Source organism: Nocardiopsis flavescens (genome assembly GCF_900141985.1).
Taxonomy (GTDB): domain Bacteria; phylum Actinomycetota; class Actinomycetes; order Streptosporangiales; family Streptosporangiaceae; genus Nocardiopsis; species Nocardiopsis flavescens.
This window is the reverse complement of the sequence record NZ_FQZK01000018.1, coordinates 1-23,235: the sequence shown is the minus strand read 5'-3', so window position 1 is coordinate 23,235 and position 23,235 is coordinate 1. Positions and strand designations below refer to the sequence as shown.

Annotated in this window: 20 protein-coding genes, 1 tRNA gene and 1 rRNA gene; 10 read left to right on the top strand and 12 right to left on the bottom strand. The window is 71.2% G+C overall.

Features of this window, described 5'->3' with window-relative positions:
* Nucleotides 1-166 precede the first annotated feature (166 nt).
* The 8 genes from BUE45_RS23530 to BUE45_RS23495 all read left to right on the top strand — a co-directional run bounded on the left by BUE45_RS23530 (nt 167) and on the right by BUE45_RS23495 (nt 9,734).
* Nucleotides 167-931 carry an FhaA domain-containing protein gene (locus tag BUE45_RS23530; protein WP_449406665.1) on the top strand — a complete coding sequence of 255 codons (765 nt, stop codon included), beginning with the start codon at nt 167-169 and terminating at the stop codon, nt 929-931.
* Between the two features lie 301 nt (nt 932-1,232).
* Nucleotides 1,233-1,745 carry an FHA domain-containing protein FhaB/FipA gene (locus tag BUE45_RS23525; RefSeq protein ID WP_178378628.1) on the top strand — a complete coding sequence of 171 codons (513 nt, stop codon included), beginning with the start codon at nt 1,233-1,235 and terminating at the stop codon, nt 1,743-1,745.
* Nucleotides 1,742-3,124, top strand: a complete 1,383-nt coding sequence (locus BUE45_RS23520) for a Stp1/IreP family PP2C-type Ser/Thr phosphatase (protein WP_073381742.1) — start codon at nt 1,742-1,744, stop codon at nt 3,122-3,124. The genes BUE45_RS23525 and BUE45_RS23520 overlap by 4 nt, the downstream gene beginning before the upstream one ends.
* A gap of 6 nt (nt 3,125-3,130) precedes the next feature.
* Nucleotides 3,131-4,540 carry an FtsW/RodA/SpoVE family cell cycle protein gene (locus BUE45_RS23515; RefSeq protein ID WP_073381741.1) on the top strand — a complete coding sequence of 470 codons (1,410 nt, stop codon included), beginning with the start codon at nt 3,131-3,133 and terminating at the stop codon, nt 4,538-4,540.
* Nucleotides 4,537-5,991 (top strand): peptidoglycan D,D-transpeptidase FtsI family protein, encoded by a 1,455-nt coding sequence (locus tag BUE45_RS23510; RefSeq protein ID WP_073381739.1) that lies wholly within the window; start codon nt 4,537-4,539, stop codon nt 5,989-5,991. Before BUE45_RS23515 ends, BUE45_RS23510 begins: the two co-directional genes overlap by 4 nt.
* The gene (locus BUE45_RS23505; protein ID WP_073381737.1) at nt 5,991-7,442 is read left to right on the top strand and encodes a serine/threonine-protein kinase; all 1,452 of its coding nucleotides are present in this window, start codon (nt 5,991-5,993) and stop codon (nt 7,440-7,442) included. Before BUE45_RS23510 ends, BUE45_RS23505 begins: the two co-directional genes overlap by 1 nt.
* Nucleotides 7,443-7,504: 62 nt before the next feature.
* On the top strand, nt 7,505-9,322 hold the full coding sequence (gene pknB, locus BUE45_RS23500; protein WP_073381736.1) for a Stk1 family PASTA domain-containing Ser/Thr kinase: 1,818 nt from the start codon (nt 7,505-7,507) through the stop codon (nt 9,320-9,322).
* A gap of 157 nt (nt 9,323-9,479) precedes the next feature.
* Nucleotides 9,480-9,734 (top strand): cell division protein CrgA, encoded by a 255-nt coding sequence (locus BUE45_RS23495; RefSeq protein ID WP_073381734.1) that lies wholly within the window; start codon nt 9,480-9,482, stop codon nt 9,732-9,734.
* Between the two features lie 165 nt (nt 9,735-9,899).
* Here the strand turns inward: BUE45_RS23495 and BUE45_RS23490 are convergent, their stop codons facing one another.
* Nucleotides 9,900-10,808, bottom strand: a complete 909-nt coding sequence (locus tag BUE45_RS23490; RefSeq protein ID WP_178378627.1) for a rhomboid family intramembrane serine protease — start codon at nt 10,806-10,808, stop codon at nt 9,900-9,902.
* A 59-nt stretch (nt 10,809-10,867) separates the two neighbouring features.
* Nucleotides 10,868-11,392 carry a peptidylprolyl isomerase gene (locus BUE45_RS23485; RefSeq protein ID WP_073381733.1) on the bottom strand — a complete coding sequence of 175 codons (525 nt, stop codon included), beginning with the start codon at nt 11,390-11,392 and terminating at the stop codon, nt 10,868-10,870.
* 311 nt (nt 11,393-11,703) lie between these two features.
* Here BUE45_RS23485 and BUE45_RS23480 point away from each other — a divergent pair, with 311 nt between their 5' ends.
* On the top strand, nt 11,704-12,300 hold the full coding sequence (locus BUE45_RS23480; RefSeq protein WP_073381731.1) for a hypothetical protein: 597 nt from the start codon (nt 11,704-11,706) through the stop codon (nt 12,298-12,300).
* Between the two features lie 540 nt (nt 12,301-12,840).
* Here BUE45_RS23480 and BUE45_RS23475 read toward each other — a convergent pair.
* From BUE45_RS23475 to BUE45_RS23440, 9 genes are all read right to left on the bottom strand, one after another.
* A complete protein-coding gene (locus tag BUE45_RS23475; RefSeq protein ID WP_245833426.1) occupies nt 12,841-13,431 on the bottom strand; it encodes a DUF1707 and DUF4870 domain-containing protein in 591 nt (196 codons plus the stop codon).
* 324 nt (nt 13,432-13,755) lie between these two features.
* Nucleotides 13,756-14,085, bottom strand: coding sequence for a WhiB family transcriptional regulator (locus tag BUE45_RS23470; RefSeq protein WP_073381730.1), 330 nt, complete (start codon nt 14,083-14,085; stop codon nt 13,756-13,758).
* 712 nt (nt 14,086-14,797) lie between these two features.
* Nucleotides 14,798-16,231: an NAD(P)(+) transhydrogenase (Re/Si-specific) subunit beta gene (locus BUE45_RS23465; protein WP_073381729.1), complete on the bottom strand. Its 1,434-nt coding sequence runs from the start codon at nt 16,229-16,231 to the stop codon at nt 14,798-14,800.
* Nucleotides 16,228-16,527, bottom strand: a complete 300-nt coding sequence (locus tag BUE45_RS23460) for an NAD(P) transhydrogenase subunit alpha part 2 (protein ID WP_073381727.1) — start codon at nt 16,525-16,527, stop codon at nt 16,228-16,230. Before BUE45_RS23460 ends, BUE45_RS23465 begins: the two co-directional genes overlap by 4 nt.
* Nucleotides 16,524-17,675 (bottom strand): Rossmann-fold NAD(P)-binding domain-containing protein, encoded by a 1,152-nt coding sequence (locus BUE45_RS23455; protein WP_073381726.1) that lies wholly within the window; start codon nt 17,673-17,675, stop codon nt 16,524-16,526. Before BUE45_RS23455 ends, BUE45_RS23460 begins: the two co-directional genes overlap by 4 nt.
* A 354-nt stretch (nt 17,676-18,029) precedes the next feature.
* Nucleotides 18,030-18,404: a YciI family protein gene (locus BUE45_RS23450; protein ID WP_073381724.1), complete on the bottom strand. Its 375-nt coding sequence runs from the start codon at nt 18,402-18,404 to the stop codon at nt 18,030-18,032.
* A 239-nt stretch (nt 18,405-18,643) separates the two neighbouring features.
* Nucleotides 18,644-18,716, bottom strand: a tRNA-Ala gene (locus BUE45_RS23445).
* A 195-nt stretch (nt 18,717-18,911) separates the two neighbouring features.
* Nucleotides 18,912-19,034: a DLW-39 family protein gene (locus BUE45_RS32990; protein ID WP_218619584.1), complete on the bottom strand. Its 123-nt coding sequence runs from the start codon at nt 19,032-19,034 to the stop codon at nt 18,912-18,914.
* A 99-nt stretch (nt 19,035-19,133) separates the two neighbouring features.
* Nucleotides 19,134-19,952, bottom strand: a complete 819-nt coding sequence (locus BUE45_RS23440) for a helix-turn-helix domain-containing protein (RefSeq protein ID WP_084737721.1) — start codon at nt 19,950-19,952, stop codon at nt 19,134-19,136.
* A 260-nt stretch (nt 19,953-20,212) separates the two neighbouring features.
* Here BUE45_RS23440 and BUE45_RS23435 point away from each other — a divergent pair, with 260 nt between their 5' ends.
* The gene (locus BUE45_RS23435) at nt 20,213-20,521 is read left to right on the top strand and encodes a hypothetical protein (RefSeq protein ID WP_073381721.1); all 309 of its coding nucleotides are present in this window, start codon (nt 20,213-20,215) and stop codon (nt 20,519-20,521) included.
* Between the two features lie 2,415 nt (nt 20,522-22,936).
* On the opposite strand, the gene rrf is transcribed toward BUE45_RS23435, so the two are convergent.
* A 5S ribosomal RNA gene (gene rrf, locus BUE45_RS23430) occupies nt 22,937-23,052 on the bottom strand.
* Nucleotides 23,053-23,235 lie beyond the last annotated feature (183 nt).

The window sequence follows — 23,235 nt, the reverse complement described above, 5'->3', positions numbered from 1 at the left end:
ATGGATAAGGCTAGCACGCTCCGAGCACGGGTCGCACATCGTTTCCCGGAGCCCCTTCGAGGGCCCCGGACGCCCCTCTTGCGGGGGTACGTATGAAACCAGGGGCACCATCGCCCGGTTACGATCGTCTACACATACGGATGTGGAGTACAAGGGGAGGTAGCTCGTGGGAGTGCTCCAGCGCTTCGAGCGCAGGCTTGAGGGCATGATCGAAGGCACCTTCGCGATGGCCTTCAAGTCCGAGTTGCAACCGGTCGAGGTGGCGAGCGCGGTCCAGCGGGAGATGGACGAGCGCGCGGCGATCGTCGCCCAGGGCCGCACCCTGGTCCCCAACGACTTCATCGTCGAGCTGGCGGCCAGCGACAAGGAGCGCCTGGAGGTCTACGCGGACAGCCTGGGCCAGGAGCTCTCCAAGCTCGCCCGCGACTACGCGACGGAGCAGGGCTATTCCTTCGTCGGCCCGGTCCGGGTCCACTTCAGGTCCGACGAGGGCCTCAAGACCGGCCGCTTCCGCATCCGCTCCGGCGTGGTGCGCGGCACGATGGTCAGCAAGGAGGGCGAGGTCCGCACCCCGGTGGGCGACGCCGCCCCCGGGACGCAGCGCCAGGCTGGCCGCCCCCGCCTGCTGATCTCCCCCGGCGGCGCGACCGCCGAGGGCAGCATCGCCAGCCACGGGATGCAGCAGTCCTTCGAGCTGACCACCCCGGTCACGCTCCTGGGCCGCGGCACCGACTGCGACCTGCGCCTGGTGGACAACGGCGTCTCCCGCCACCACGTGGAGATCCGCCTGGACGGCGACGAGGCCATCCTCGTCGACAAGGGTTCCACCAACGGGACCTTCGTGAACGGCCAGCAGGTGCGCCAGGCCCGCCTGGTGGACGGCACCAGGATCAGCCTGGGCCGCACCACCATGACGTTCCGGCGCGACTGAGGGGCGGCCGGGCGGCGGCCGAGGACTTCGGCTGGCCGGCGCGATCCGGTCGCAACCAACACCCCCGCGTCGGCGTCACAAAGGGCGAGTCCGGGGTTCGGGTCCATTCGGACCCGCTGTCGGATATCCGGCCGGGAAGGTAGTCTCCGCGAAGACCCGACCGATCGGGCACAATGGCCGCGACCCGAGGGGCCGCGGACCTGCGACCTCAACTCACCGGAACGAAGGTGGGGAAGACACGGTGGCGGCGCCGATGACCGCCACCCCGGCCGGAGCACGACAGGGGCTGAAGAGCAGTTCGATGTCCAACTTGACCCTCATACTGATCAAGATCGCGTATCTCGCGGTGCTTTGGCTGTTCATCCTCATGGCTATCGGTGTGGTCCGCACCGACCTCTTCGGCCCCTCCAAACGCAAGCCGAGGAAGAAGCCCCGCCCCGCCGCACGGCCGGCGCAGCGCGGGGGCGGCACCCCCTCCCACTCGGGGGCCGCACCGGCCCGTCCCCAGCGCCAGCGCCGGAACGAGCCCAGCGTCCTCGCCGTCACCGGCGGGCCGCTGACGGGCACCACCGTCCCGCTCGCGTCCCAGCCCATCCTCATCGGGCGCGCGCCCGACTCGACGCTGGTCATCACCGATGACTACGCCTCGGGCCGCCACGCGCGCGTCTACTCCGACAACGGCCGCTGGTTCGTCGAGGACCTGAACTCGACCAACGGCACCTACCTCGGCCAACAGAAGCTGAACCGCCCCCAGCCCATCACGGTGGGTCAGCCCATCCGTATCGGCAAGACCGTCCTGGAACTGCGCAAATGACAATCGCTCTCCGATACGCGGCGTACTCCGACGTAGGATGCCTCCGCGAAGGCAACGAAGACTCCGGTTACGCCGGCCAGCACCTGCTCGCGGTGGCGGACGGCATGGGCGGCTACGCGGGCGGCGAGGTGGCCAGTTCCATCGCGATCTCCTCGATCCGCCGCCTGGACGCCGAGGACCACCGGGCCGACGACATGGCCGAGGTCCTCCAGCAGGCCGTCGAGCAGGCCAACGCCTCCCTCTCCCGGCGGATCATGGAGGAGCCGCGCCTGGAGAACATGGGCACCACCCTGACCGCCATGCTGTGGTCGGGTCCCCGGGTCGCCCTCATCCACATCGGCGACTCGCGCGCCTACCTCCTGCGCGGTTCGCGCTTCGAGCAGATCACCCACGACCACACCCTGGTGCAGACCCTCGTCGACGAGGGCAAGATCACCGAGGAGGAGGTCGCCACCCACCCGCAGCGCTCCCTGATCCTGCGGGCCCTCGACGGCAAGAGCCCGGTCGACCCCGACATCTCCATCAGCGAGGCCAAGCCCGGCGACCGCTACCTCCTGTGCTCCGACGGCCTGTCCGGCGTCGTCAGCAAGAAGACCATCCACGAGACGCTGGCGACCGAGGCGGACCCCCGCGCGGCCGCCAAGAAGCTCATCGACCTCGCCATCCGCGGCGGCGGCCCGGACAACATCACCGCGGTCATCGCCGACGTGATCGAGACCGACACCGACCGCGACGGCCCCACCCGCTCCGCCCAGATGGTCGGCGCCGCCGACCAGCGCCGGGACGTGATGGAGCAGGGGCAGGACACCCCCGCCAGACGGGCCCAGGAGCTGCGCTCCACCGGCGGCGACACCGCCGAGATGGACCCGGTCCGCGACGAGCCCGCCTACGCCGGTGCCCCGGCCCCGGGCGGCCCCCCGGCGGACGGCGGCGCCTACGCGGCCCCCTACGGGGAGCAGCCCTACCCCGGGTACGAGGAGCCGGCGTCCCCGGGCCGCGAGGGGCAGGAGGTCCAGCAGACCCGCCGCTGGTGGCCGATGGTCGTCGGCTTCCTGGTCATCATCGGCATCGTCGCCGGCGCGGGCTACTACTTCGGGCGCCAGTACATCGACTCCCAGTACTTCATCGGCCCGTCCTCGTCGGGCGAGAACGTCTCGATCTACCGCGGCATCGACACCGACATCGCCGGCTTCAGCCTCTCGGAGCAGGTCGAGGACACCGGGATCGCCCTGGAGTCGCTGTCGGAGTCCGAGCGCCAGTCCATCCAGAACAACATCCCCGCCGACAGCCTCCAGGACGCCCAGCAGACCGTGGACATGCTCCGCGACGGCGCGGCGGCCGAGGGGTCCGAGGGCGGGACCGAGGAAGGAAGCGGGTGAGGCCAGGTGAGTGACACTTCGACACCCGAGGCCCCCACCGCCCTTCCCCCCGTCAAACGGCGCAACGCCGAACTGGTCCTCATCGTCGTGGCCGTGCTCATCACGATGATGGGCATCGCGATCGCCGGCCTGAACCTCAACGGCCGGGTCCCGGCCGCGACCTGGACGGTCGGCCTGACCTTCGGCGCCCTGGCCGTCGCCGCCCACGCGGCAATGCGCTTCGTGGCCCCCTACGCGGACCCGCTCATCCTGCCCTGCGCCCTGTTCCTCAACGGCATCGGCGTCGCCATGATCTGGCGCCTCAACGCGGTCGGCAGCGACAACATCGAGAGCGCCGGCGTGGGCATGCAGCTGGTCTGGACGGCCCTGGGCCTGATCTTCTGCTTCCTCATCATCATCTTCCTCAAGGACCCCCGGGTCCTCCAGCGCTACACCTACATCAGCGCCCTGATCGCGCTGGTGCTGCTGGCCCTGCCGGCGCTGCCGGTCATCGGCCACGAGGTGTACGGCGCGCGGCTGTGGATCAAGATCGGCCCGATCACCTTCCAGCCGTCGGAGTTCGCCAAGATCGCGCTGGTCATCTTCCTGGCCTCGTACCTGATGAGCAAGCGCCAGGTGCTCCAGATCGTGGGCAAGCCGATCAAGGTCGGCCGGTTCACCCTCATCGAGCTGCCGCGCGCCCGCGACCTGGCACCGATCCTGGTCGGCTGGCTGATCGCCATCGGCATGCTCGTCGTCCTGCGCGACCTGGGCACCTCGCTGCTGCTCTTCGGCACGTTCCTGGCGATGCTGTACGTCGCCACCCAGCGCTCCTCGTGGGTGACCCTTGGCCTGGTGCTGTTCGGAGCGGGCGCGACCGTCGCCTACTTCCTGTTCTGGCACGTGCGGGCCCGCGTCAACATCTGGATCAACGCCTTCGACCAGGAGGTCTACGAGGCGGTCGGCGGCAGCCAGCAGCTGGTGCAGGGCATCGTCGGCATGGCCTACGGGGGCCTGTTCGGCACCGGCCTGGGAGCCGGGCGGCCCACCGACATCTTCGCCGCCGACAGCGACTTCATCCTCGCCTCCATCGGTGAGGAGCTGGGCGTGACCGGCCTGCTGGCCGTGCTCATGGTCATGTTCGTCCTGGTGGAGCGCGGCATGCGGGTGGCGCTGGCCTCCACCGGCACGTTCAACAAGCTGCTGGCCAGCGGCATGGCGTTCGTGCTCGTGTACCAAACCTTCATCGTGCTCGGCGGGGTCTCGCGGGTCATCCCGCTGACCGGTTCGACCACACCGTTCATGTCCGCCGGCGGCACCGCGCTGCTGACCAGCTGGATCATGATGGGCATCCTGCTGCGCATCAGCGACAACGCACGACGGCCGGCACCCCAGGCGATCCAGGACGAGGGCGCGACCCAGGTGATCCGACGATGAACACGACGATCCGCAGACTGAGCATCTTCTGCCTGATCATGTTCCTGGTCCTCATGGTCAACATCACCTGGCTCCAGGGCATCCAGGCCCCGACGATCATGGACGACCCGCTCAACCGGCGCCAGTACGCGGAGCAGGCCAGCGCGCCCCGCGGTCCGATCCTCGTGGCCGGGGAGAACGTCGCCCACTCGGAGAACATCGCCGAGGAGGACGACCCCGCGCGCTACCAGCGGGTGTACGAGGGCGGCTCGATGTACACGCCGATCGTGGGCTCGTTCCGCAACTACGGCGCCTCGGGCATCGAGGCCACCCAGAACGACCTGCTCAACGGCAGTGACGACCGGCTGGCCGTGCGCAACTTCCGCGACATGATCACCGGCCGCGAGCCCGAGGGCGCCCAGGTGCAGCTGACCCTGGTGCCCGAGGTGCAGGAGGCCGGGTTCAACGCGTTCGAGAACCTGGGCGGGCGCAACGGCGCGGCGGTCGCGCTGGACCCCAACACCGGGGCCATCCTCGGCGCGATCTCCTACCCGTCCTACGACCCCAACACGGTCGTGGACATCGACAACCCCAACGACTCGGTCGCCAACTACGTCGAGCTGGAGGGCGACGAGCGCAAGCCGCTGCTCAACCGGGCGCTCAACGAGCGCTACGCACCGGGCTCGACGTTCAAGCTGGTCACCGCCGCCGCGGCGATCGAGAACCTGGACGCCGGACCGGACAGCACCCAGGACGCGCCGGACCAGCTCCAGTTCGCGTCCGGGCCGCCGCTGCCCAACGCCATGGGCAGCTGCAACGGCGGGCAGCCCGACACCCTGGCCCACTCCGTCCAGATCTCGTGCAACACCTCGTTCGCGAACTGGGCCATCGCGGTCGGCGGCGAGGCGCTCAGCGAGCAGGCGACGGCGTTCGGGTTCAACCCCGAGGAGCCGATGACGGTCCCGCTGTCGGTGGTGGACAGCTACGCCCCGGTGGAGTCGGACGAGAGCATCCTCGGCCGCGCCGGCATCGGCCAGTCCAACGTCGAGGCCACCCCGCTCCAGATGGCGATGGTCGCCGCCGGTATCGCCAACGGGGGCGAGGTCATGCGACCCTACGTGGTGGACTCGGTGCGTGACTCCGACCTGTCGGTGATCACCCAGACGTCCCCGGAGTCCCACTCCGACGCGGTCAGCGCCCGTACCGCCGACATGCTCACCGACATGATGGTCCTGGTCACCACGGCTCCCGAGGGCAGCGGTACCAACGCCGCCATCCCGGGTATGGAGGTGGCCGGCAAGACCGGTACCGCCGAGAACGGTACCGACAGGACCCACAACTGGTTCGTCGGGTTCGCCCCGGCGGACGACCCGCAGGTCGCGGTGGCCGTGGTGGTGGAGTTCGGCGGCGGCAGCGGCAACGAACTCGCGGCCCCGGTCGCCCGAGCTTTGATGGAGGCAGTGGTTCAGTAGTGAGCACCTACGAACCTTCTTCCCAGAACGGTCCCGGTGGACTCACCGGGACCGTTCTGAGCGACCGTTACCGACTCGAGGAGCAGATCGGTTCCGGCGGCATGGGGACGGTCTGGAAGGCCACCGACACCCTGCTCAACCGGCCCGTCGCGGTCAAGCTCCTGCACCCGTCGCAGATGGCCGAGCCCACGGCGAGAGAGCGGTTCCGCACCGAGGGGCGGATCACCGCGGGCCTCTCCCACCCGGGCATCGCCCAGGTCTTCGACTACGGCGAGGAGAACGGCCGGGCGTTCCTCATCATGGAGCTGGTGGTGGGCCAGCCCCTCTCCCAGGTGCTCAAGGAGCGCGGGGGGCTCACCCCGGACGAGACGCTCGACTTCATCGGCCAGGCCGCCCAGGCCCTGGCGGCGGCGCACGCCCGCGGGGTGGTCCACCGCGACATCAAGCCGGGAAACCTGCTGGTCACCGGGGACGGCAGGCTCAAGCTCACCGACTTCGGCATCGCCCGCGGCGACATGTCGGTCACCCTGACCCAGACCGGCATGGTCATGGGGACCGCCCAGTACATCTCCCCGGAGCAGGCCTCGGGCCGGCCCGCCACCGGGTCCTCGGACCTGTACGCGCTCGGCGTGGTCGCCTACGAGTGCCTGGCCGGGGAGCCGCCGTTCACCGGCGACAGCCCGGTGGCACTGGCCCTGGCGCACACCCGCGACGAGCCGCCGTCGCTGCCCGAGCACATCCCCGCGGACCTCGACGACCTGGTGTTCCTGCTGCTGAGCAAGGACCCCGAGGACCGGCCCGCCACGGCGGGCGACGTCGCGCACATGGCCGCGGTCATCCGGTCCGACGCGGGCACCGGTCCGCCCACGCCCTCCGCCGGGTTCGGCGGCGTGGCCGCGACCCGCGTGGTGTCGGCGGTCCCCGACTCCGGGCGCACCACCGGGATCACCCCGCGGCGCACCACGGGTCAGCAGACCGTAACTCCTGGTCAGGAGGACGACTCCGCTAGGCTGGCGACCCAGCGGCGGATCGGGCTTCCGGTGATCCTCGCCGCGGTCGGCGCGACGGTCCTCATCGTGGGCGCCGTCCTGGGCGGCTTCTTCCTGAGCGGCAACGGTTCCGAGGGGGCGGACAACGTGCGCGACACGCAGTCGCCCGTCATCGTCGACGAACCCTCCACGACCCCCTCCCCCGAGCCGGAGGAGGACGAGCCCGTCGAGGCGCCCGTGGTCCCCGACTACACGCCCGAGTACACGCCGACGATCCCCGAGGAGATTCCGAGCCACACCCCGGACCCCACCGACGAGGAGACCGATCCCGAAACGCCCGATCCGGGCGGGGACGACGATCCCACCGACGGGGAGACCGATCCCGGGACCACCGACCCGGGGGGAGGGGGCGGCGGCGAGGACCCCCCGCCCGGCAGCGAAGACACCGTGACGAGGCCATGAGCGAGAGACGCTCGGAGTAAGAAGGTCCGCACGCGGGCCCAGAACAAGGATCAGTACACGACATGTCCCAACCCCGGCTCTTCGGCGGGCGCTACGAACTCGACGACACCGTCGGGCGCGGCGGCATGGCCGAGGTCTACCGCGCGCGTGACCTGAGACTCGACCGGCTGGTCGCGGTCAAGACGCTCAGGCACGACCTGGCCCGCGACCACGTGTTCCAGGCCCGCTTCCGTCGGGAGGCCCAGTCGGCGGCCTCTCTCAACCACCCCGCGATCATCGCCGTGTACGACACCGGCGAGGACATGATCGACGGGCTCTCGATCCCGTACATCGTCATGGAGTACGTGGACGGCCGGACCCTCAAGGAACTCCTCGACGACGACCGCAAGCTCCTGCCGGAGCGCTCCGCGGAACTCGTCGACGGCATCCTGCGCGCGCTGGAGTACAGCCACGACAACGGGATCGTCCACCGGGACATCAAGCCCGCGAACGTGATGCTGACCCGCAACGCCGAGGTCAAGGTCATGGACTTCGGCATCGCCCGGTCCATGGACGACAACCAGGCGACCATGACCCAGACCTCGCAGGTCATCGGCACCGCCCAGTACCTCTCGCCGGAGCAGGCGCGCGGCGAGCGGGTGGACCCGCGCAGCGACATCTACTCGACCGGGTGCGTGCTCTACGAGCTGCTCACCGGCCGCCCGCCGTTCACGGGCGACTCCCCCGTGTCCATCGCCTACCAGCACGTCCGCGAGGACCCGGTGCCGCCGTCCGAGGTGGACCCGCAGGTGCCGGACTGGCTGGAGGACGTCACCCTGCGGGCGATGACCAAGGACCGCGAGCAGCGCTACCAGAACGCCGCGGAGATGCGGGCCGACATCCAGCGCGGACTGGCCGGGATGCCCACCCAGGCGGGCACCATGGCGATGGCCGCCGCCGGGGCGACCACGGCGCTGCCGCCCGCGAACGACCGGTACGACGACCGCTATGACGACGACCGGTACGACGACGACTACGACGACTACCGGGACGAGAAGAAGAACAACACGGGCAAGATCGTGCTGTGGTCCCTGCTCGGCCTCGGCGTCCTCGCCTCGATCGCCCTGGTGCTCTTCCTGATGAACCAGGGCCCGGGTGAGGTCGAGACGCAGGCGGTGCCCGACGTGGTCGGGTCGTCGGCGGAGGACGCCCGGGCCGAACTGGAGGAGGCCGGGTTCACGTCGCTCCGGGAGGAGCAGCGGGCCGACCCCGAGGCAGAGCCCGGCTCGGTCGTGGAGACCGACCCCGCCTCGGGCGAGGAGATCGCGCTGGACGACCCGATCGTCCTGTACGTCTCCAGCGGACCCGACGCCCAGGAGATCCCCTCGGTGGAGGGGCAGAGCGAGGCGGACGCGGTCAGCACGCTCAACGAGGCCGGGTTCACCAACGTCGCCACCGAGCAGGAGAACCACGACAGCGTCGCGTCGGGGCAGGCGATCGGCACCGACCCGCCCGCGGGCGACGAGGTCGCCCCGGACACCGAGATCCGGTTGCGGATCTCCAGCGGCCCGGGCAACGTGCAGGTCCCCGACCTGGTGGGGATGACCCGCGAGCAGGCCGACGCGGCCCTGCAGGACCGCAACCTGACGGCGTCCTTCCACGAGGTGGAGGACCCCGGCAACCCGCCGAACACGGTCGTCAGCCAGTCCATCGCCGCCAACCAGGAGGTGGCGCCGGGCACGACGGTCACGGTGACGGTGGCGATCGAGCCCGCCCAGCCCGAGCCGCCCACCGAGCCCGAGTCGCCGGAGAACCCGGGCGGGGGCGATCCGCCCCCGTCGGACGGCGAGGGTCCGCCGGACCAGAACGGCTTCTCGTTCGAACCGACGCTGCGGGACTAGAAGGACGACGGCGGGGCCGCCCCTGGTGGGGCGGCCCCGCCTCCGTTCGCGCGTGCCCGCCCCCTCCGGGCGCGACCCTGGGGTGACGGCGGAGCCCGCTCTGGGCATAGACTGTGTTTCCGTTATGACCGGCCCCACCCGTACTGGAGCAGCGACCGTGCCCAAGTCCCGCAACGATCGCAAGAAGAAGGTCGTCTACACGCCGCCTCCTTCGAAGGAGAAGCCCAAGGTCAGCCCCCGGTGGCTGGTCCCCACGATGATGGGCTTCTTCATCCTGGGCATCCTGTGGATCGCGGTCTTCTACATCGCGGGGCAGTTCGTGCCCTACATGCAGGACCTCGGCAACTGGAACCTGGCCGTCGGGTTCGCCGGCATCATCGTGGCCATCGTCCTGGCCACCCGCTGGCACTGACCTCCCACGAGCGCCGACCCTGTCGGGAGCCGGCGCCCGCGTGACCGCGGGCCGCCCGTCGAACGGGCGGCTCTCCTCATGCCGCCCGCGGCCGGGTCGGGCCGACCGCGGACGCGCGAAGGCCCCCGGAGCACCCGCTCCGGGGGCCTTCGCCGTACGGTGGCCTCAGCCGGTGTGCAGCGCCACGAGGAGCACCGGCGACACCAGGACCAGCCCCGCCAGGGCCGCACCGAGCACGGCCATCGCCGCGGTGTGGACGAGGGTGCGCGTACGCGGGGAGGCCGACCGCCCGGGCAGGTGGGCGAAGACCGCCCCCAGCAGCAGGCCGACGGCCAGCCCGCCCATGTGGGCGGTCCAGGAGATGCTCGGGAACACGAACGTGATGACGAGGTTGATCCCGATCAGGACCGCCACCATCCGGACGTCGAGCCCGAGCCTGCGGCCGATCACGAACACCGCCCCGAAGAGCGCGAAGATCGCCCCCGAGGCACCGATGGACAGCGTGTTCGGCGCCGCCACCAGGGTCAGCGCCGACCCGCCCAGCGCCCCCAGCACCCACAGGGCCAGGAAGCGCCCGTGCCCCAGCCAGCGCTCCAACTGGGGGCCCAGGGCGTACATGGCCCACCCGTTGAACAGGATGTGCCACAGGCCCGCGTGGAGGAACGCCGCGGTGATGAGCCGGTACCACTCCCCGCGGAAGGCCACCCCGCCTCCCCACATGCCCAGCCGCTCCACCAGGGGCGAGCCCGAGGTGCTGAGCGGCGAGCCCGCGGTGAGCATCTGGGCGACGTAGCCGACGCCCATCAGCCCCAGGAGGGCCCAGGTGACGTACGGGGCCGTGACGGCCCCGCCACCGAAGACGGTGCGCGTCCTGCGCACCCCGCGGTTGCCCTCCGCCACGCACTCGGGGCAGTGCTGCCCCACCGACGCCGCCGTCATGCAGTCCGGGCAGATGGGCCGTTCGCACCGGCTGCACGACAGCCCCGTCGCCCGGTCCGGGTGCCGGTAGCAGGTGCGCCGGGTGGGCCGCTGCGGTTCCGGATCGGCTCCGGACGGCGGGGGAGAGGCGGTCATGGTCTGGGTCTTCCTCCTGTGCGCGTGCCCGTCGGTGCCCCGTACGTCCGGGGGAGCCCCTAGCGGGTGATCTCGATGCTGTTGATCACCACGTCCTGGCGGGGGCGGTCCTGGGCGTCGGTCTCCACCTGGGAGATCGCCTGGACGATGTCCTGCCCCTCGACGACCTCGCCGAAGATGGTGTGGCGGCCGTCGAGCCAGTACGGCTTCTCGACGGTGATGAAGAACTGGGAGCCGTTGGTGCCCGGACCCGCGTTGGCCATGGCCAGCAGGTGGGGGCGGTCGAAGCGCAGGCTCGGGTGGATCTCGTCCTTGAACGTGTAGCCGGGACCGCCGCGGCCGTTGCCCAGGGGGTCGCCGCCCTGGATCATGAAGCCCTCGATGATGCGGTGGAAGACCGTGCCCTCGTACAGGCTGCCGCTGCCGGGCTTGCCGGTGGCGGGGTCCATCCACTGCTTGGAGCCGTCGGCCAGGCCGATGAAGTTGGCGACCGTCTCGGGCGCCTCCTCCTCGAAGAGACGGATGACGATGGTTCCCTTGGAGGTGTTCAGCCGGGCGGTCGGCTGGGCCTTGGAGTCCGACACCTGAGTGCCTTTCGGTCGACTTCGTTGACGTGCTCACGTTACCCGCCCGGATCAGGGGCTTCGGCGGAACCCGGCGAGACCGGCGGGAACGTCCCCGCGCGTCACGGAGGGCCCGGATCGTCCCCCTTCGCGGACGTACCCCGTCGGCGGTGTCGAAACGCCGATCGCCGACGGAGAGGACGTATGTTGAGATAACACCCGGATAACGGGGAAGGACGACGGGAAGGCCCGGCTGTGCGGCGTCGGTACCGACCGACTCCGCGCCGGGTGCGACCGTATGACACCGGTGAACGACCGAAGGAGCTGACGACGTGCCTATCACTGCCAAGCGTCGCAAGGCACGCAAGGAGGCCGAGGTGGCCCTCGCCCGACTGCAGGACCTGGCCAAGGAGCAGGCCGACCGGTTCGGCCCGTACGCGGACCAGGCCCGCGAGCAGGCGTCCCGCACGCTCCTCCAGGCCCGTGGCTGGACCGCGCCCCGGTTGGAGACCGCGGCCGTCCGGGTCGAGGACACCGTGGCCCCCCGCGTGGCAGGGCTGCTCACGGCGGCGGCCCAGCGGGTCGACCCCAAGCCCGCCCGGCGCGGCCTGCGCGGCCTGCGTGTGGGCGGACGCCGCGTCCCCCGCGGCGTCCTGATCGGAGGCGCCGCCCTGGTGGGCGGCGTGCTCGTGTACTCGCTGGTCCGGATGCGCCAGGCGTCGCAGGACGCCGAGTGGCAGGAGCACCTGGACCAGGCCCGCGAGCAGGTGCGGGAGACCCGGGAGAACCTGGAGGACAAGGCGGGGAAGGTCGCGGAGAAGGCCGGGGAGGCCGCCGGGACCGCCGCCGGCAAGGCGAAGGACGCCAAGGAGGCGGTCAAGGCCTCCGCCGGCGACCGCTCGAAGGAGAACGGCCGCCCCGGCAAGTAGAGACCGGGCCGGTGGGTAGCCGGGCCGGGACGACGTGGTCCCGCCCGTGCTCCCGTCCGGCCGCCGGGCGGCCGGGCCCCGTGCCCAGCCGCCTGTACGCCCGCCACCGGCCGGCTCCGACCCCTTCCCGGGCCGTGCCCCCTCCCGGCGGCGGACGGCCCGCGGGCGCACCCAGCGGTCCCGGAACGCGCCGCGGGACCCGGCCGCCCGCGATCGGGCCCTGTACCGCCGTCCGCGGGATCCGCGCCGCGGCCCGCCTTCCGGCGTGCGGTCCCCGGTGGGACCGCGCGGCGTCACGGGAGGGCGTGCCGGGAACCGGCTCCCCGGGCGTGGCCCGGCGGGTGCTCCCGTGTGGTGCGGTGCGCGCCGAGGGACGGGCGCGGTTTCCCGGCGCCCTGTCGGCGGAGGGCGCGTCCGCGCGCCCCTGCCGTGGGCGCAGCGGGGCCCGGCGTCGTCGCACAGCGGTGGCCCGGCCGGTCGGCCGGGCGGCGTCGGCGCGGCGGCCGGGGCCGCGACCCGCGGTGATCCGCCGAACCGGCCCTAGTCGTCCTTGACCAGGCGGAACCGGTCGGGGATGGGGTAGCGCCAGTCCTTCCCCAGCAGGGCGGCGACGGTGCCGATGGCGGGCAGGACGGCCCAGCCGACGAAGATGGCCAACAGGAAGAACGCCGGGATCACCAGCCAGATCGTCAGCACGCTCAGGACGGCACCGATCAGGCAGGCCAGCTGGAAGTTGAGCGACTCCAGCGCCTGGCGCCGCACGTACGGCGAGATGTTGTTGGCACCCAGGAACAGCAGCAGCGGGGCGACGATCGGGAAGAAGTAGTTGCCCGCGTGCCCGACGCCGGCGACCACGCGCTCGGCCGATGTGCTGGAGGGCGCCCCCGCGTGTCCGGCGCGGGCCGCGGCCGGCGCGGCACCGCCGCTCCGGGGGTCGAGTCCCAGGTCCTGGGTGAGGGGTTCGAGTTCGGCGCCGTACTTGGCGCGCATGGCCTGGTCGAGCCGCTCCTCGAACTCGTCCTCGTCGAGCTGTCCCTTGCCGTAGGCGTCCCGGAGGACCTCGGCCACCGCGTCCCTGTCGGTGTGGGTCAGCCGGATCTGGGGCTGCGGACGCTCCCACGGGCGCCTCACAGGGTGTTGGGGTTCCTGCACGGCCACTTCCCTCTCCCCCTGCGCTCGGGAGTGCGACCACGACGGCCGCACTCCCTCCATGATGCGCGACGGGTGGAGCGTCCCGCTATCGGGATCGTCCCTGATCCTCCCCTGATCCGCGGCTCCTCCCGACGGTGGACCTCCGCCGGGCGGGACCTCTACCTTCGTAGGGGGTGGGCGCCGTTCCTCCGCGCGGCCACGGGCCGCACCCGGTCCCCGCCGGGGCTCTCCCTCCCCGGACCTCCCGCGCCGCGTACGGCGCGCTGAGCGGGGGCCGCGTCCTCTCCTCCGCGGCCCCGCGCGCTAGTGGTGCGCGGTGACGGGGGACTCCTCGCGGTCCGCCTCCTGGCGGTCCCGGTCCTCCTCGTAGCGGCGCTCGGCGCTGGTCAGCAGGTCGTACCAGTTGGTGACGTCCTTGCGCCGGCGCAGCAGGGCGCGCCGCTCGCGTTCGGTCATGCCTCCCCAGACACCGAACTCGATGCGGCTGTCCAGCGCCTCGGCGAGGCACTGCGTACGGACCGGGCAGCCCCGGCAGATCAACTTGGCGCGGTTCTGTGCGGCTCCCTGCACGAACAGGGCGTCCGGGTCGATCTCCCGGCATTTGGCACGGGCCGCCATCTTCTCATTCCACATGTTGCCCCACTCCCAAGATCAGCATGTGTGGTGATCGGAACCCGCCGGCAGCACCGGCGGGGGAGGAGGACGCAGGCCGAATCCGAGGGCGGGAACGTATCCGGGCGGGGGGCCGCCCGGGCCGACTTCGGGGGTCGTTCGTTTCGGCGCGCTGTCTTCCTCGTTGTCGCTGGTGTCGAAACTACGGATCGTCTCAGTTCACCAACAGACCCCAACTGGCCTATTTCTCATATGGCCCAGTAGGACCATTGCACCTAGATGGAGTGTCATCATACACACACGGAGAGTTACGCCACATCAGAGAAGGGGACCACTGTGACCCTAGCGAAACACTCCCCGCGCACCATTCCGCGACAAGCAGGATGACCTGCGATTTCATCATGTGCGATGGGCGTTCGTCCCGGGTCGGACAGACGTCACCGAAGGGGGCCACTCGGACCCCATATCCCCCGAACGGACTATGCCGCCCCCGCGGCACACACACTCCGCAACCCCGCAGGTCGCCCATTTCGCGCCGGCGCCGGGGGTCGCCTCAACCTACCGATTGGTAACACAAAGGGCCGACGACATTTCGCGCCGAAGGCCCTCATTCGATCCTGACACGGGTCACCAAGTAGTCTTTTTTCTCTCCTATCAGCCAAACACGTCAATGTCTTCCAATTAGGATGGGAAGGGCCGGAGTGAACACACGTCACCCCGGCCCCACCCCCGGTCAGGCCGGGATACCGGCCTTCAGTTCACGGACCAGGTCGTCCAGCACCTGCTTGGCGTCCCCGAAGAGCATCGTGCAGTTGTCGCGCTCGAACAGCTCGTTCTTGATGCCCGCGTAACCCGCCGACAGGCTCCGCTTGACCACCATCACGCGGCGCGCGTTGTCCACCTCCAGGATCGGCATCCCCGCGATCGGCGACCCCGAGGCGGCCCTGGCCGCCGGGTTCACCACGTCGTTGGCGCCCACCACGATGACCACGTCCGTGTCGCCGAAGTCCCGGTTGATCGCCTCCATCTCGACCAGCCGCTCGTAGGGGACGTTCGCCTCCGCCAGCACCACGTTCATGTGCCCGGGCATGCGGCCGGCCACCGGGTGGACGGCGAACCGCACCCGCACGCCGCGCTCGGCCAGCGTGTCCGCCAGGTCGGCCGCCGACTGCTGGGCGCGCGCCGCCGCCAGGCCGTAGCCCGGAACGATCACCACGCTGCGGGCCACCTCCAGCACCATCGCCGCCTCCTCCGGGTCGGAGGACACCACGTGGTCGTAGGACTCCCGGCCCTCGCCCGGCGGCGCGGTGTCGCCCAGGCCTCCCGCGAACACGCCGAGCAGGCCGCGGTTCATCGCCGCGCACATGATCCTGGTGAGCATCAGGCCCGCGGCGCCGACGATGGTCCCGCCCATGATGAGCATCGTGTTCCCGAGGGCGAACCCGCTCGCCGCCACCGCCAGCCCCGACACCGAGTTCAGCAGGGAGATCATCACCGGCATGTCCGCGCCGCCCACCGGGGCGACCGCGAGCACACCCGCGGCCAGCGCCAGCACCAGCAGCGCGACCAGCGCCGCCGCGGCAGTCCGGACGTCGTCCGCCGCGACGGCGGCGCCCGCGGCCGGCACGCCCAGGGCGCCCGTGGCAGCCAGCAGGACCACCCGCCCCGGGATGCGGGTCAGACCGCCGAGGCGGCCCCACAGCTTGGCCTCGGCCAGCACCGAGCCGGAGAAGGTGACCGCGCCGATCACCAACGACACCGCCAGGGACAGCGACTCCAGCACCCCGAGCGTGACCAGGGCCGCGCCCGCGTCCGGGGAGACGACCGCGTCCCAGAACAGGGCCAGGCCGATGAGCGCCGCGGCCGCGCCGCTGAACCCGTTGAAGCGGGCGACCACCTGCGGCATCGAGGTCGCCGAAGCCCGCATCACCGTGACCGCGCCGACCGAGGCGCCGACCAGCAGCCCCACCACGATCCACACGTAGTCCACCCGGCCCTGCTCGACCAGGGTGACCACGACCGCCAGCAGCATCCCCACCGCCAGCAAGAGGTTGCCCCGGCGCGCGGTGCGCACCCGGGCCAGGCGCTTGAGGCCGACGACGAACAGCGCCACGGGGACCAGGTAGGCCAGCAGCGCGATCTCGGTGGCTCCGAGGGAGGGGTTCATGAGCGCCCCCGTCCGCTGGTGAAGCTGCCGAGCATCCGGTCGGTGACCATGAAGCCGCCGACGACGTTGGCGGTGGCCAGCGCGACCGCCGCCACCGCGAAGAGCGTCGCCACCGCCCCGGTGGTGGTCCCCGCCAGCACCAGGGCGCCGATGACGACCACCCCGGACATGGCGTTGGCCCCCGACATCAGCGGGGTGTGCAGCATCGGCGGGACCTTGGAGAGCAGTTCGTGCCCGAGGAACGCGGCGAGGACGAAGACGTAGACCGAGAGGATGAGACCCGCCGTCGCCGTCATCGGACCGTCCCCGCGTGGCTGCCGCCGGCCAGGGCCCGGGCGGTGGGCCCGTGGACCACCTCGCCGTCCCGGACCAGGAGGAGCGCGCCCAGCTCCTCGCCGGAGCCGAGCGGGAGCCGCCCGTCCTGCCCGGCGAGGTGCTCCGCCAGGTGGGCGACGTTGCGGGCGTAGAGGGCGCTGGCCTCCCGGGGCAGCAGCCGGGCCGCCTGCGGGACCGGCACCACCCGGGTCCCGCCGTACTCCCCCACCTCCCCGCCGGGATCGGTCAGGGCGCAGTTGCCGCCGTCCTCGGCCGCCAGGTCGATGACCACCGAGCCCGGCGGCATCGCCTCCACCATCTCCTCGGTGAGCAGCCGCGGGGCCCGCCGCCCGGGGATCTGCGCCGTGCAGATGACGGCGTCGGCCCGCGCGACGTGGGGCGCCAGCGCCTCGTGCTGCGCCCGGGCCAGGTCCTCGCCCAGCATCCGCGCGTACGCACCGCCCTCCTGGTCGGTGACCCCGGGGATGTGCACGAAGTCGGCGCCCAGCGAGCGGACCTCCTCGGCGGCGGCCGCCCGCACGTCGTTGGCCTTGACCGCGGCGCCCAGCCGTCGCGCGGTGGCGATGGCCTGGAGGCCCGCCACGCCCACGCCCAGCACCACGACCTCGGCCGGGCGGACCGTGCCCGCGGCGGTCATCGACAGCGGGAACATCTTGTCGATCCGGTCGGCCGCCATGAGCACCGCCTTGTACCCGGCGACGCCGGCCTGGGAGGACAGCGCGTCCATGGGCTGGAACCTGCTCGTACGGGGCACCAGTTCCATGGCCAGCGCCGTGACCCCGCGCTCCACCAGGACGCGGACGGTGTCCACGGCGTGCACCGGGCGCAGCAGCCCGACGAGCACGGAGCCCTCGGCCATGGCGGCCAGCCGGTCGGGGGAGGGCGGGACCACCGACACCGCGATGTCGGCCCGCGCGAACAGGTCGGCGCCGGGGACGATCTCGGCCCCGGACTCGATGTAGGCGTCGTCGGAGTGGCCGGCCCTCTCCCCGGCCCCCGTCTCGACCTCGACCCGGATTCCGTGGCGGGTCAGGACGGACACCGTCTCCGGCGTCGCGCCCACCCGCCCGTCGGCGGGGTCGTCGGAGCGGGCGAAACTCAACCGCATGCCATCACCTTCTCTCCTTCGCCGCCGGGCACGGGGCCCGGCGTGGCGGCAGGCCCGGGACAGCGGCCGAGCGCCGTTGCCCGGGGAAGGGACGACGGGTCCTCGCGGACCCGGGGTGTGGCTGTGACTCGAACCCGGAGCACGGCGGGTCGGGGACAGGGGATGTGTTGCACACGGCCGATGTGGCTGTCATTGGCCTGGAATGTGGTCATACCCACTGTCCCCCGGAGCGGACCGGGGCGACATCCCCCTAAATCGACAAAGCGCGAAATCGGCGGGGGAGGCGCGGGCGCGCCACGGCGACGGCTCCCCCGGTCCCGCGGGGGGAGCCCCGTCACCGCACCCGTCCCGGGCCTACTCGGGGGCCTCCTGGAGGGCGCGGACCTCGATGCGCGAACGCAGGGCGGCGGAGCACCGCTCGGCCCAGCCGACCGCGGCCTGCTCGTCGGGGGCGCTGATGATCCAGAACCCGCCCACGTACTCGGTGGCGTCCACGAACGGCCCTGGCGTGCGCTTCACCTCGGGCCCGGTGGCGTCGACGGTGACCGCGGTCGACGGCGGGTGCAGGCCGCCGGCGTGGACGAAGGCGCCCGCCTCGTCGAGCGCGGTGTTGAAGGCGTCGACGGCGGCCATCACGGCCTCCAGCTCGGCGGGGTCCATCTCCTGCATGGACTCCATCGTCGGCTCGTCGGCGGTGTCGTGCGGGATGGTGAGGAAGTACTGCGGCATGGTCTGCTCTCTTCTCCGTCGCCCGGCCGACCCGGTCGGCCTCCTGTGGGCACCACTCTCCACCGCGGAGAGCCCGGTCACCAGGGTTTCGATGTGGATCGAAAGTCCCTGGTGCCGCGCCGCCGGAGGAGCCCTGCGGGGCCGCCCGGCCCGCATCCGGACCAGAGCCCCCGCAACGCGAAGCGGGGACCCCCGAAGGAGTCCCCGCCCGTTACGTCTGATCTGCTGTTTTCCCGCTGTGGAGCCAAGGGGAGTCGAACCCCTGACCTCCGGTATGCAAAACCGGCGCTCTGCCAGCTGAGCTATGGCCCCTCGCACCCCGGTACCAGGCCCGGTCGCTACGCAGAGCATACCCTCACCAGGACACACCCCAGATCACGACCGCGGGGGCCGTGGGGTCAGGGATCGAACGCCACAAAGCCGTGGGCCGCACCACGGGAACGCCGGCCCACCCACGTCTTCGTGCCGCGCACTGGCGTCGAACGGCGCGCGCCGCGCCGCGACGTCTCAGTTCTCGCCGGCCGCCGTGGCCTCGGTCCACAGGTCGAGCTCGGCGCGGTCCGCCTGGATCTTGCGGTAGATGGCGAACGCCCCGAGGGCCACCAGCGCCAGAACGATGATCTTCTTCACTGTCTGGACCCTTTCGTTGATCCGGTTCGTCACGAAGCCCCCGCAGGAGGGCCCCGTAGAGAACTTTATGAGGTTGTCACCTAGCAGACTAGCAAGCCGTCAAGTGAGGAGTGCCATCCGCCGCAGTATCCCCAGGGTGGCTTTGGGGGACAGGGCGATCCGGGTCAGTTCCGCCCAGACCCGCTTGCAGGCGGTGACCGATTCCTCCACCTCCACGATCGTTCCTCCCTGGGTGGCCTCCACGTACGCCAGGTCCGCCTCGTCCTCGTCGAACTCCAGCACGGAGAACGGCCCGGCGACGCCCGGGTGCGGCCCCGCGGACGTCGGGAGCAGCTGGACGGTGACCGTCTCGGAGGCCGCCTCGATGATGCGGGTGGTCTGGGCGCGCAGCAGGCCGCGGTCCCCGGAGATCCGCTGGAGGGCGTCCTCCTCGACGATCGCGTGGTAGCGGACCTGTTCCAGGACCTCCTGGCGCTTGAGGTGGGCGGCGACCATCCGCTCGACCGCGTCCTCGCCGTGCCCGAGGGCGCGGCCCACCAGGGCCGTGTAGTCGGGGGCCTGGAGCAGGTCGGGGACGAGGATCCCGCCGTAGACCCGCAGGGAGACCGCGCCCGCCTCGTTGCCCACGTAGGCGGAGGAGAGGACGTCCTCGTACTCGGTCCACCACGGCCGCATCCGCGACTCGCGCACCAGGGTCAGGATGGCCTCCCGCTGCCCCCCGGTGACCCCGTACAGTCGCAGCAGCGCGGAGATCTCCATGACCGAGGGCCACTTGCGGATCCCCGTCTCGATATGGCCTAGCTTGGCCGGCGACCATTCCAGCTCGTCGGCGACATCGCTGAGGGTCAGACCCGCCTGGACACGACGGCGGCGGAGCTCGGCGGACAACCGCCGACGGCGGACCGTGGGACTGGTCATGGCACCGTTCCAATGACGGAGAGTGTCGAAGGTATGTGACCAGCGAAACACGGCATCTAGCATCTAGCAATGAGTTTCTAGAAAAGAGCGGCTGATTCGATGCATTAAGAGGGAAAGTCACCCGCCACTATCTGTGACGAGGGTCCCGAACGTGGAAACATGGGTCTCATCGACAACACAGGCCACATCTGCGGAAAGCGCGTACGATGCAGAAGGCGTCCGCTCCGGTGGCCGCTCGCCCGCACACGTAGAGGAAACCCATGAGCCACCCCATCGACGACGTCGAGCAGTTGATCGCGAACGCCGAAGCGGAGATGCCGCCGAGTACCCGCTCGCGTCTCATCGCGAAACTCCGGATGGGGAAGCACATCGACGAAGCCGCCGCGGAACTGGAGATCAGCCCCAGGCAGGTGTTCTCCACCGCCCGGATCCTCCAGTCGTTCGGGGACCAGCTGGACTCCACGCTCACCGACCAGCGCGACCCGTCCCTTCCGCACGGGACCGTCACCGGCTACAACAAGCGTTGCCGCTGCCCGGAATGCCGGGGTGCCCTCCAGAGGCGTATCTGAGCCGACCTGGAACGATGCGGAGTTAACCCAGACTTCTCCCACCAATTCACGTAGCACAGGCTTATCGGTGGCCAGTTTGGGGACACCGCAAGCATGAACGATCACGTGGACTGGTCCGGCATGAGCGACGAGGACTTCGTGGTGCTGCTGCGGCAGCTCATCGACGCCCCCGAGGCCGACGAGGACTGATTCCTCCACAACAGCCGCACACCCCCCGACACCCCTCGCGGGTCCCCCGGCCGCCGCCCTCCCCACCGGAGTGGCCGCGGCCCGAGGGGGACGGCCCGCCCCACGGGCTGCCCGTGCCCGTGGCGGGGGACCAGCAGGCCGTGTAGCGGCTCCCGCGTGCCCTGAGGCCGCCCTGTGGGCGGAGAGGGGCGGGCGGGGGTTCCGGGTGCCCCGGGGGACACTCGGCGGGGGAGCGCGCCTTTCACGGCCCGGCCGGTTCGGGAGGCGGGGCTGCGCCGTGGTGGTCGGCGGACCGGGGCCTGCGCCGCAGTGGTTTTTCACCGAACCGGGGCGCCCGGCCATAGCCGGAGGGTGTCGCTCCCTGCTCAGGTTGCGGGGGTGAGAGCTCGACCGGAGTTCTCCGAAAGCCCGGCCGCTTGGGGTGGGCGGCCAGCGGAGCGTGGACCTGGCCCCGGCGCGGTCGGGGTGCGGCAGACCTCCGGGTCGGTGCGTTGGGCGCGCGTCCACGGTGGTGGGGGTGTGTTCCGGGGCTGGGTCGAGCGAGGCGATCCCACCCCGGCCGCCCGGGGCGGGAGGAATGCCCCCTGCAAAGAGTGGTGGGCGCGAGGAGCGGCCCGTACGTAGAGCCCACCCATGCCCTCCTTAACGCAATGGGGGGGTAGAGCGTGCGCTGTCTCTGGGCCTCCAGCACAGCCGGTGAGCATTGATCCATGCCCCGGCTCCAGGGGGTTGGCGAGGGCATACTCAGCTCCACAGACACACGGGGGTGAAGGCCGCGCGTACCTGCCCCGCCGCCTCACTGGGGGTTATCCACCCTCCTGGAGACCCCGACCACAGCCGGAGGGCATCGCTCCCACTCCAGGTCGCGCGGGGTAAGGCCGCACGCTCCCACCCGGCCCGCCGTAGGGGGTGTCGGGGCACGCTCCCGCATGCTCCGCTCCAGGGGGTGAGACGGACTGGGAGGTCTCCAGGACGGTCACCCGTTGGGAACGGCGGTCTGTGGTCGCGCCCGACCAGGACCTTTGGTCTCCAGAACGGTCACCGCTTGGAAAGGCACAGACCGGCGGAGCCGGATCCGCCCCCACGATGCAGCAGGCGGCAGACGGACAGGCGAGATCGTGGGCCGCACGTCCCGGGTGGTGGGGGTGTGCTTTCCGGGGGGCGGATCCGGGCGAGGCCTGCCCCGCCCAGCCCCTTGGGAACGGAGGAAGGGTCCGCCCGGGGCCGCGCGGTCGCTCCCGACCTCGCTTGGAACACCAACCACAGACGTAGTAACCCGCACCCAAGCGCCCTCCCGCACCACGACGCACCGATGCCGCGAGCACGCGCAGCTCCCACCCCCCGGCTGGCCGGGCAAGCAGGCACGCGCGGCCTTCACCCCCGCGTGGTCGAGCGAGCAGGTAGCCGCGGCCCTACCCCGCGCGACCCGAGGCAGCGCGACACCCTCCCGCTGGGGCCGGGGGCACCAGGCGGGTGGACGACCCCCCGGTGGCTGAGCCGGGCAGGTATCCGCGGCCTTCACCCCCACGGGTTCGCGGAGCCGAGTACGCCCTCCCGAAACCCCCCGGGGTCGGGGTGGCGATCAATGCTCTCCGGCTGTGCCCGGGGCCCCAAGACAGCACACGTTTCACCCCCTACGGCGTTGGGAGGGCATGGGTGGGCTCTACGCACGGGCCGCTCCTCGCGCCCACAACCCTTTGCAGGGGGCATTCCTCCCACCCCAAGCGGCTGAGCTGGGATCGCCTCGCTCGACCCAGCCCCGGAAGATACCCCCACCACCGTGGACGCGCGCCCAACGCACAGCCCCGCCACGCTGCCGCCCGCCGACTGCGCCGGGGCCAGGTCCACGCTCCGCTGGCCGCCCACCCCAAGCGGCCGGGCTTTCGGAGAACTCCGGTCGAGCTCTCACCCCCTGCGGCCAGGGTGAGAACGACGCTCTACGACTGGGGCCGGGATGGGAACGACACCCTCCGGCCATGGCCAGCGCCGCGGTCCACCGACCGGCTGGGGCCGGCCACCCCGGTCAGGACAAAAACCACCACACCACAAACCCCGGCCCGCGCACCAACAGCAGCCGACCACCCCGGCCATCCCGGCCAAAAGAGAAAACCCTCCGGCCGGCCACCCCGCACACCACACAAAAAAAAGGGGGGCCGCCCCAAGGACGACCCCCCAAACAGGGAAAGCCCCCCGCCAAAAGACGAGGGGCTCTCAACCCGAAAAAAACCGTGGCAGCAACCTACTCTCCCACCCCACCACAGGGCAGTACCATCAGCGCAAGGAGACTTAACGACCGGGTTCGGAAAGTAACCGGGTGTGACCCTCCCACCATAACCACCACGGAAACCCACACCCCACAGACAGCCACCTCCGAAAAGACGACCCCACAGGGAAGAATTCCACACAGCTATACAATGTGAACAACGTATGCGCGAGCACCCAATTATCTGCAGCGGACAAGCCCTCGGCCTATTAGTACCGGTCAGCTCCACCCCTCACAGGGCTTCCACACCCGGCCTATCAAC

Coding starts and splice junctions, on each gene's coding strand:
- BUE45_RS23525 (WP_178378628.1), top strand. CDS start 1,233: ATGTCCAACTTGACCCTCATACTGATCAAGATCGCGTATCTCGCGGTG.
- BUE45_RS23520 (WP_073381742.1), top strand. CDS start 1,742: ATGACAATCGCTCTCCGATACGCGGCGTACTCCGACGTAGGATGCCTC.
- BUE45_RS23510 (WP_073381739.1), top strand. CDS start 4,537: ATGAACACGACGATCCGCAGACTGAGCATCTTCTGCCTGATCATGTTC.
- pknB (WP_073381736.1), top strand. CDS start 7,505: ATGTCCCAACCCCGGCTCTTCGGCGGGCGCTACGAACTCGACGACACC.
- BUE45_RS23490 (WP_178378627.1), bottom strand. CDS start 10,808: ATGACCGCCTCTCCCCCGCCGTCCGGAGCCGATCCGGAACCGCAGCGG.
- BUE45_RS23470 (WP_073381730.1), bottom strand. CDS start 14,085: ATGTGGAATGAGAAGATGGCGGCCCGTGCCAAATGCCGGGAGATCGAC.
- BUE45_RS23465 (WP_073381729.1), bottom strand. CDS start 16,231: ATGAACCCCTCCCTCGGAGCCACCGAGATCGCGCTGCTGGCCTACCTG.
- BUE45_RS23460 (WP_073381727.1), bottom strand. CDS start 16,527: ATGACGGCGACGGCGGGTCTCATCCTCTCGGTCTACGTCTTCGTCCTC.
- BUE45_RS23455 (WP_073381726.1), bottom strand. CDS start 17,675: ATGCGGTTGAGTTTCGCCCGCTCCGACGACCCCGCCGACGGGCGGGTG.
- BUE45_RS23450 (WP_073381724.1), bottom strand. CDS start 18,404: ATGCCGCAGTACTTCCTCACCATCCCGCACGACACCGCCGACGAGCCG.
- BUE45_RS23440 (WP_084737721.1), bottom strand. CDS start 19,952: ATGACCAGTCCCACGGTCCGCCGTCGGCGGTTGTCCGCCGAGCTCCGC.
- BUE45_RS23435 (WP_073381721.1), top strand. CDS start 20,213: ATGAGCCACCCCATCGACGACGTCGAGCAGTTGATCGCGAACGCCGAA.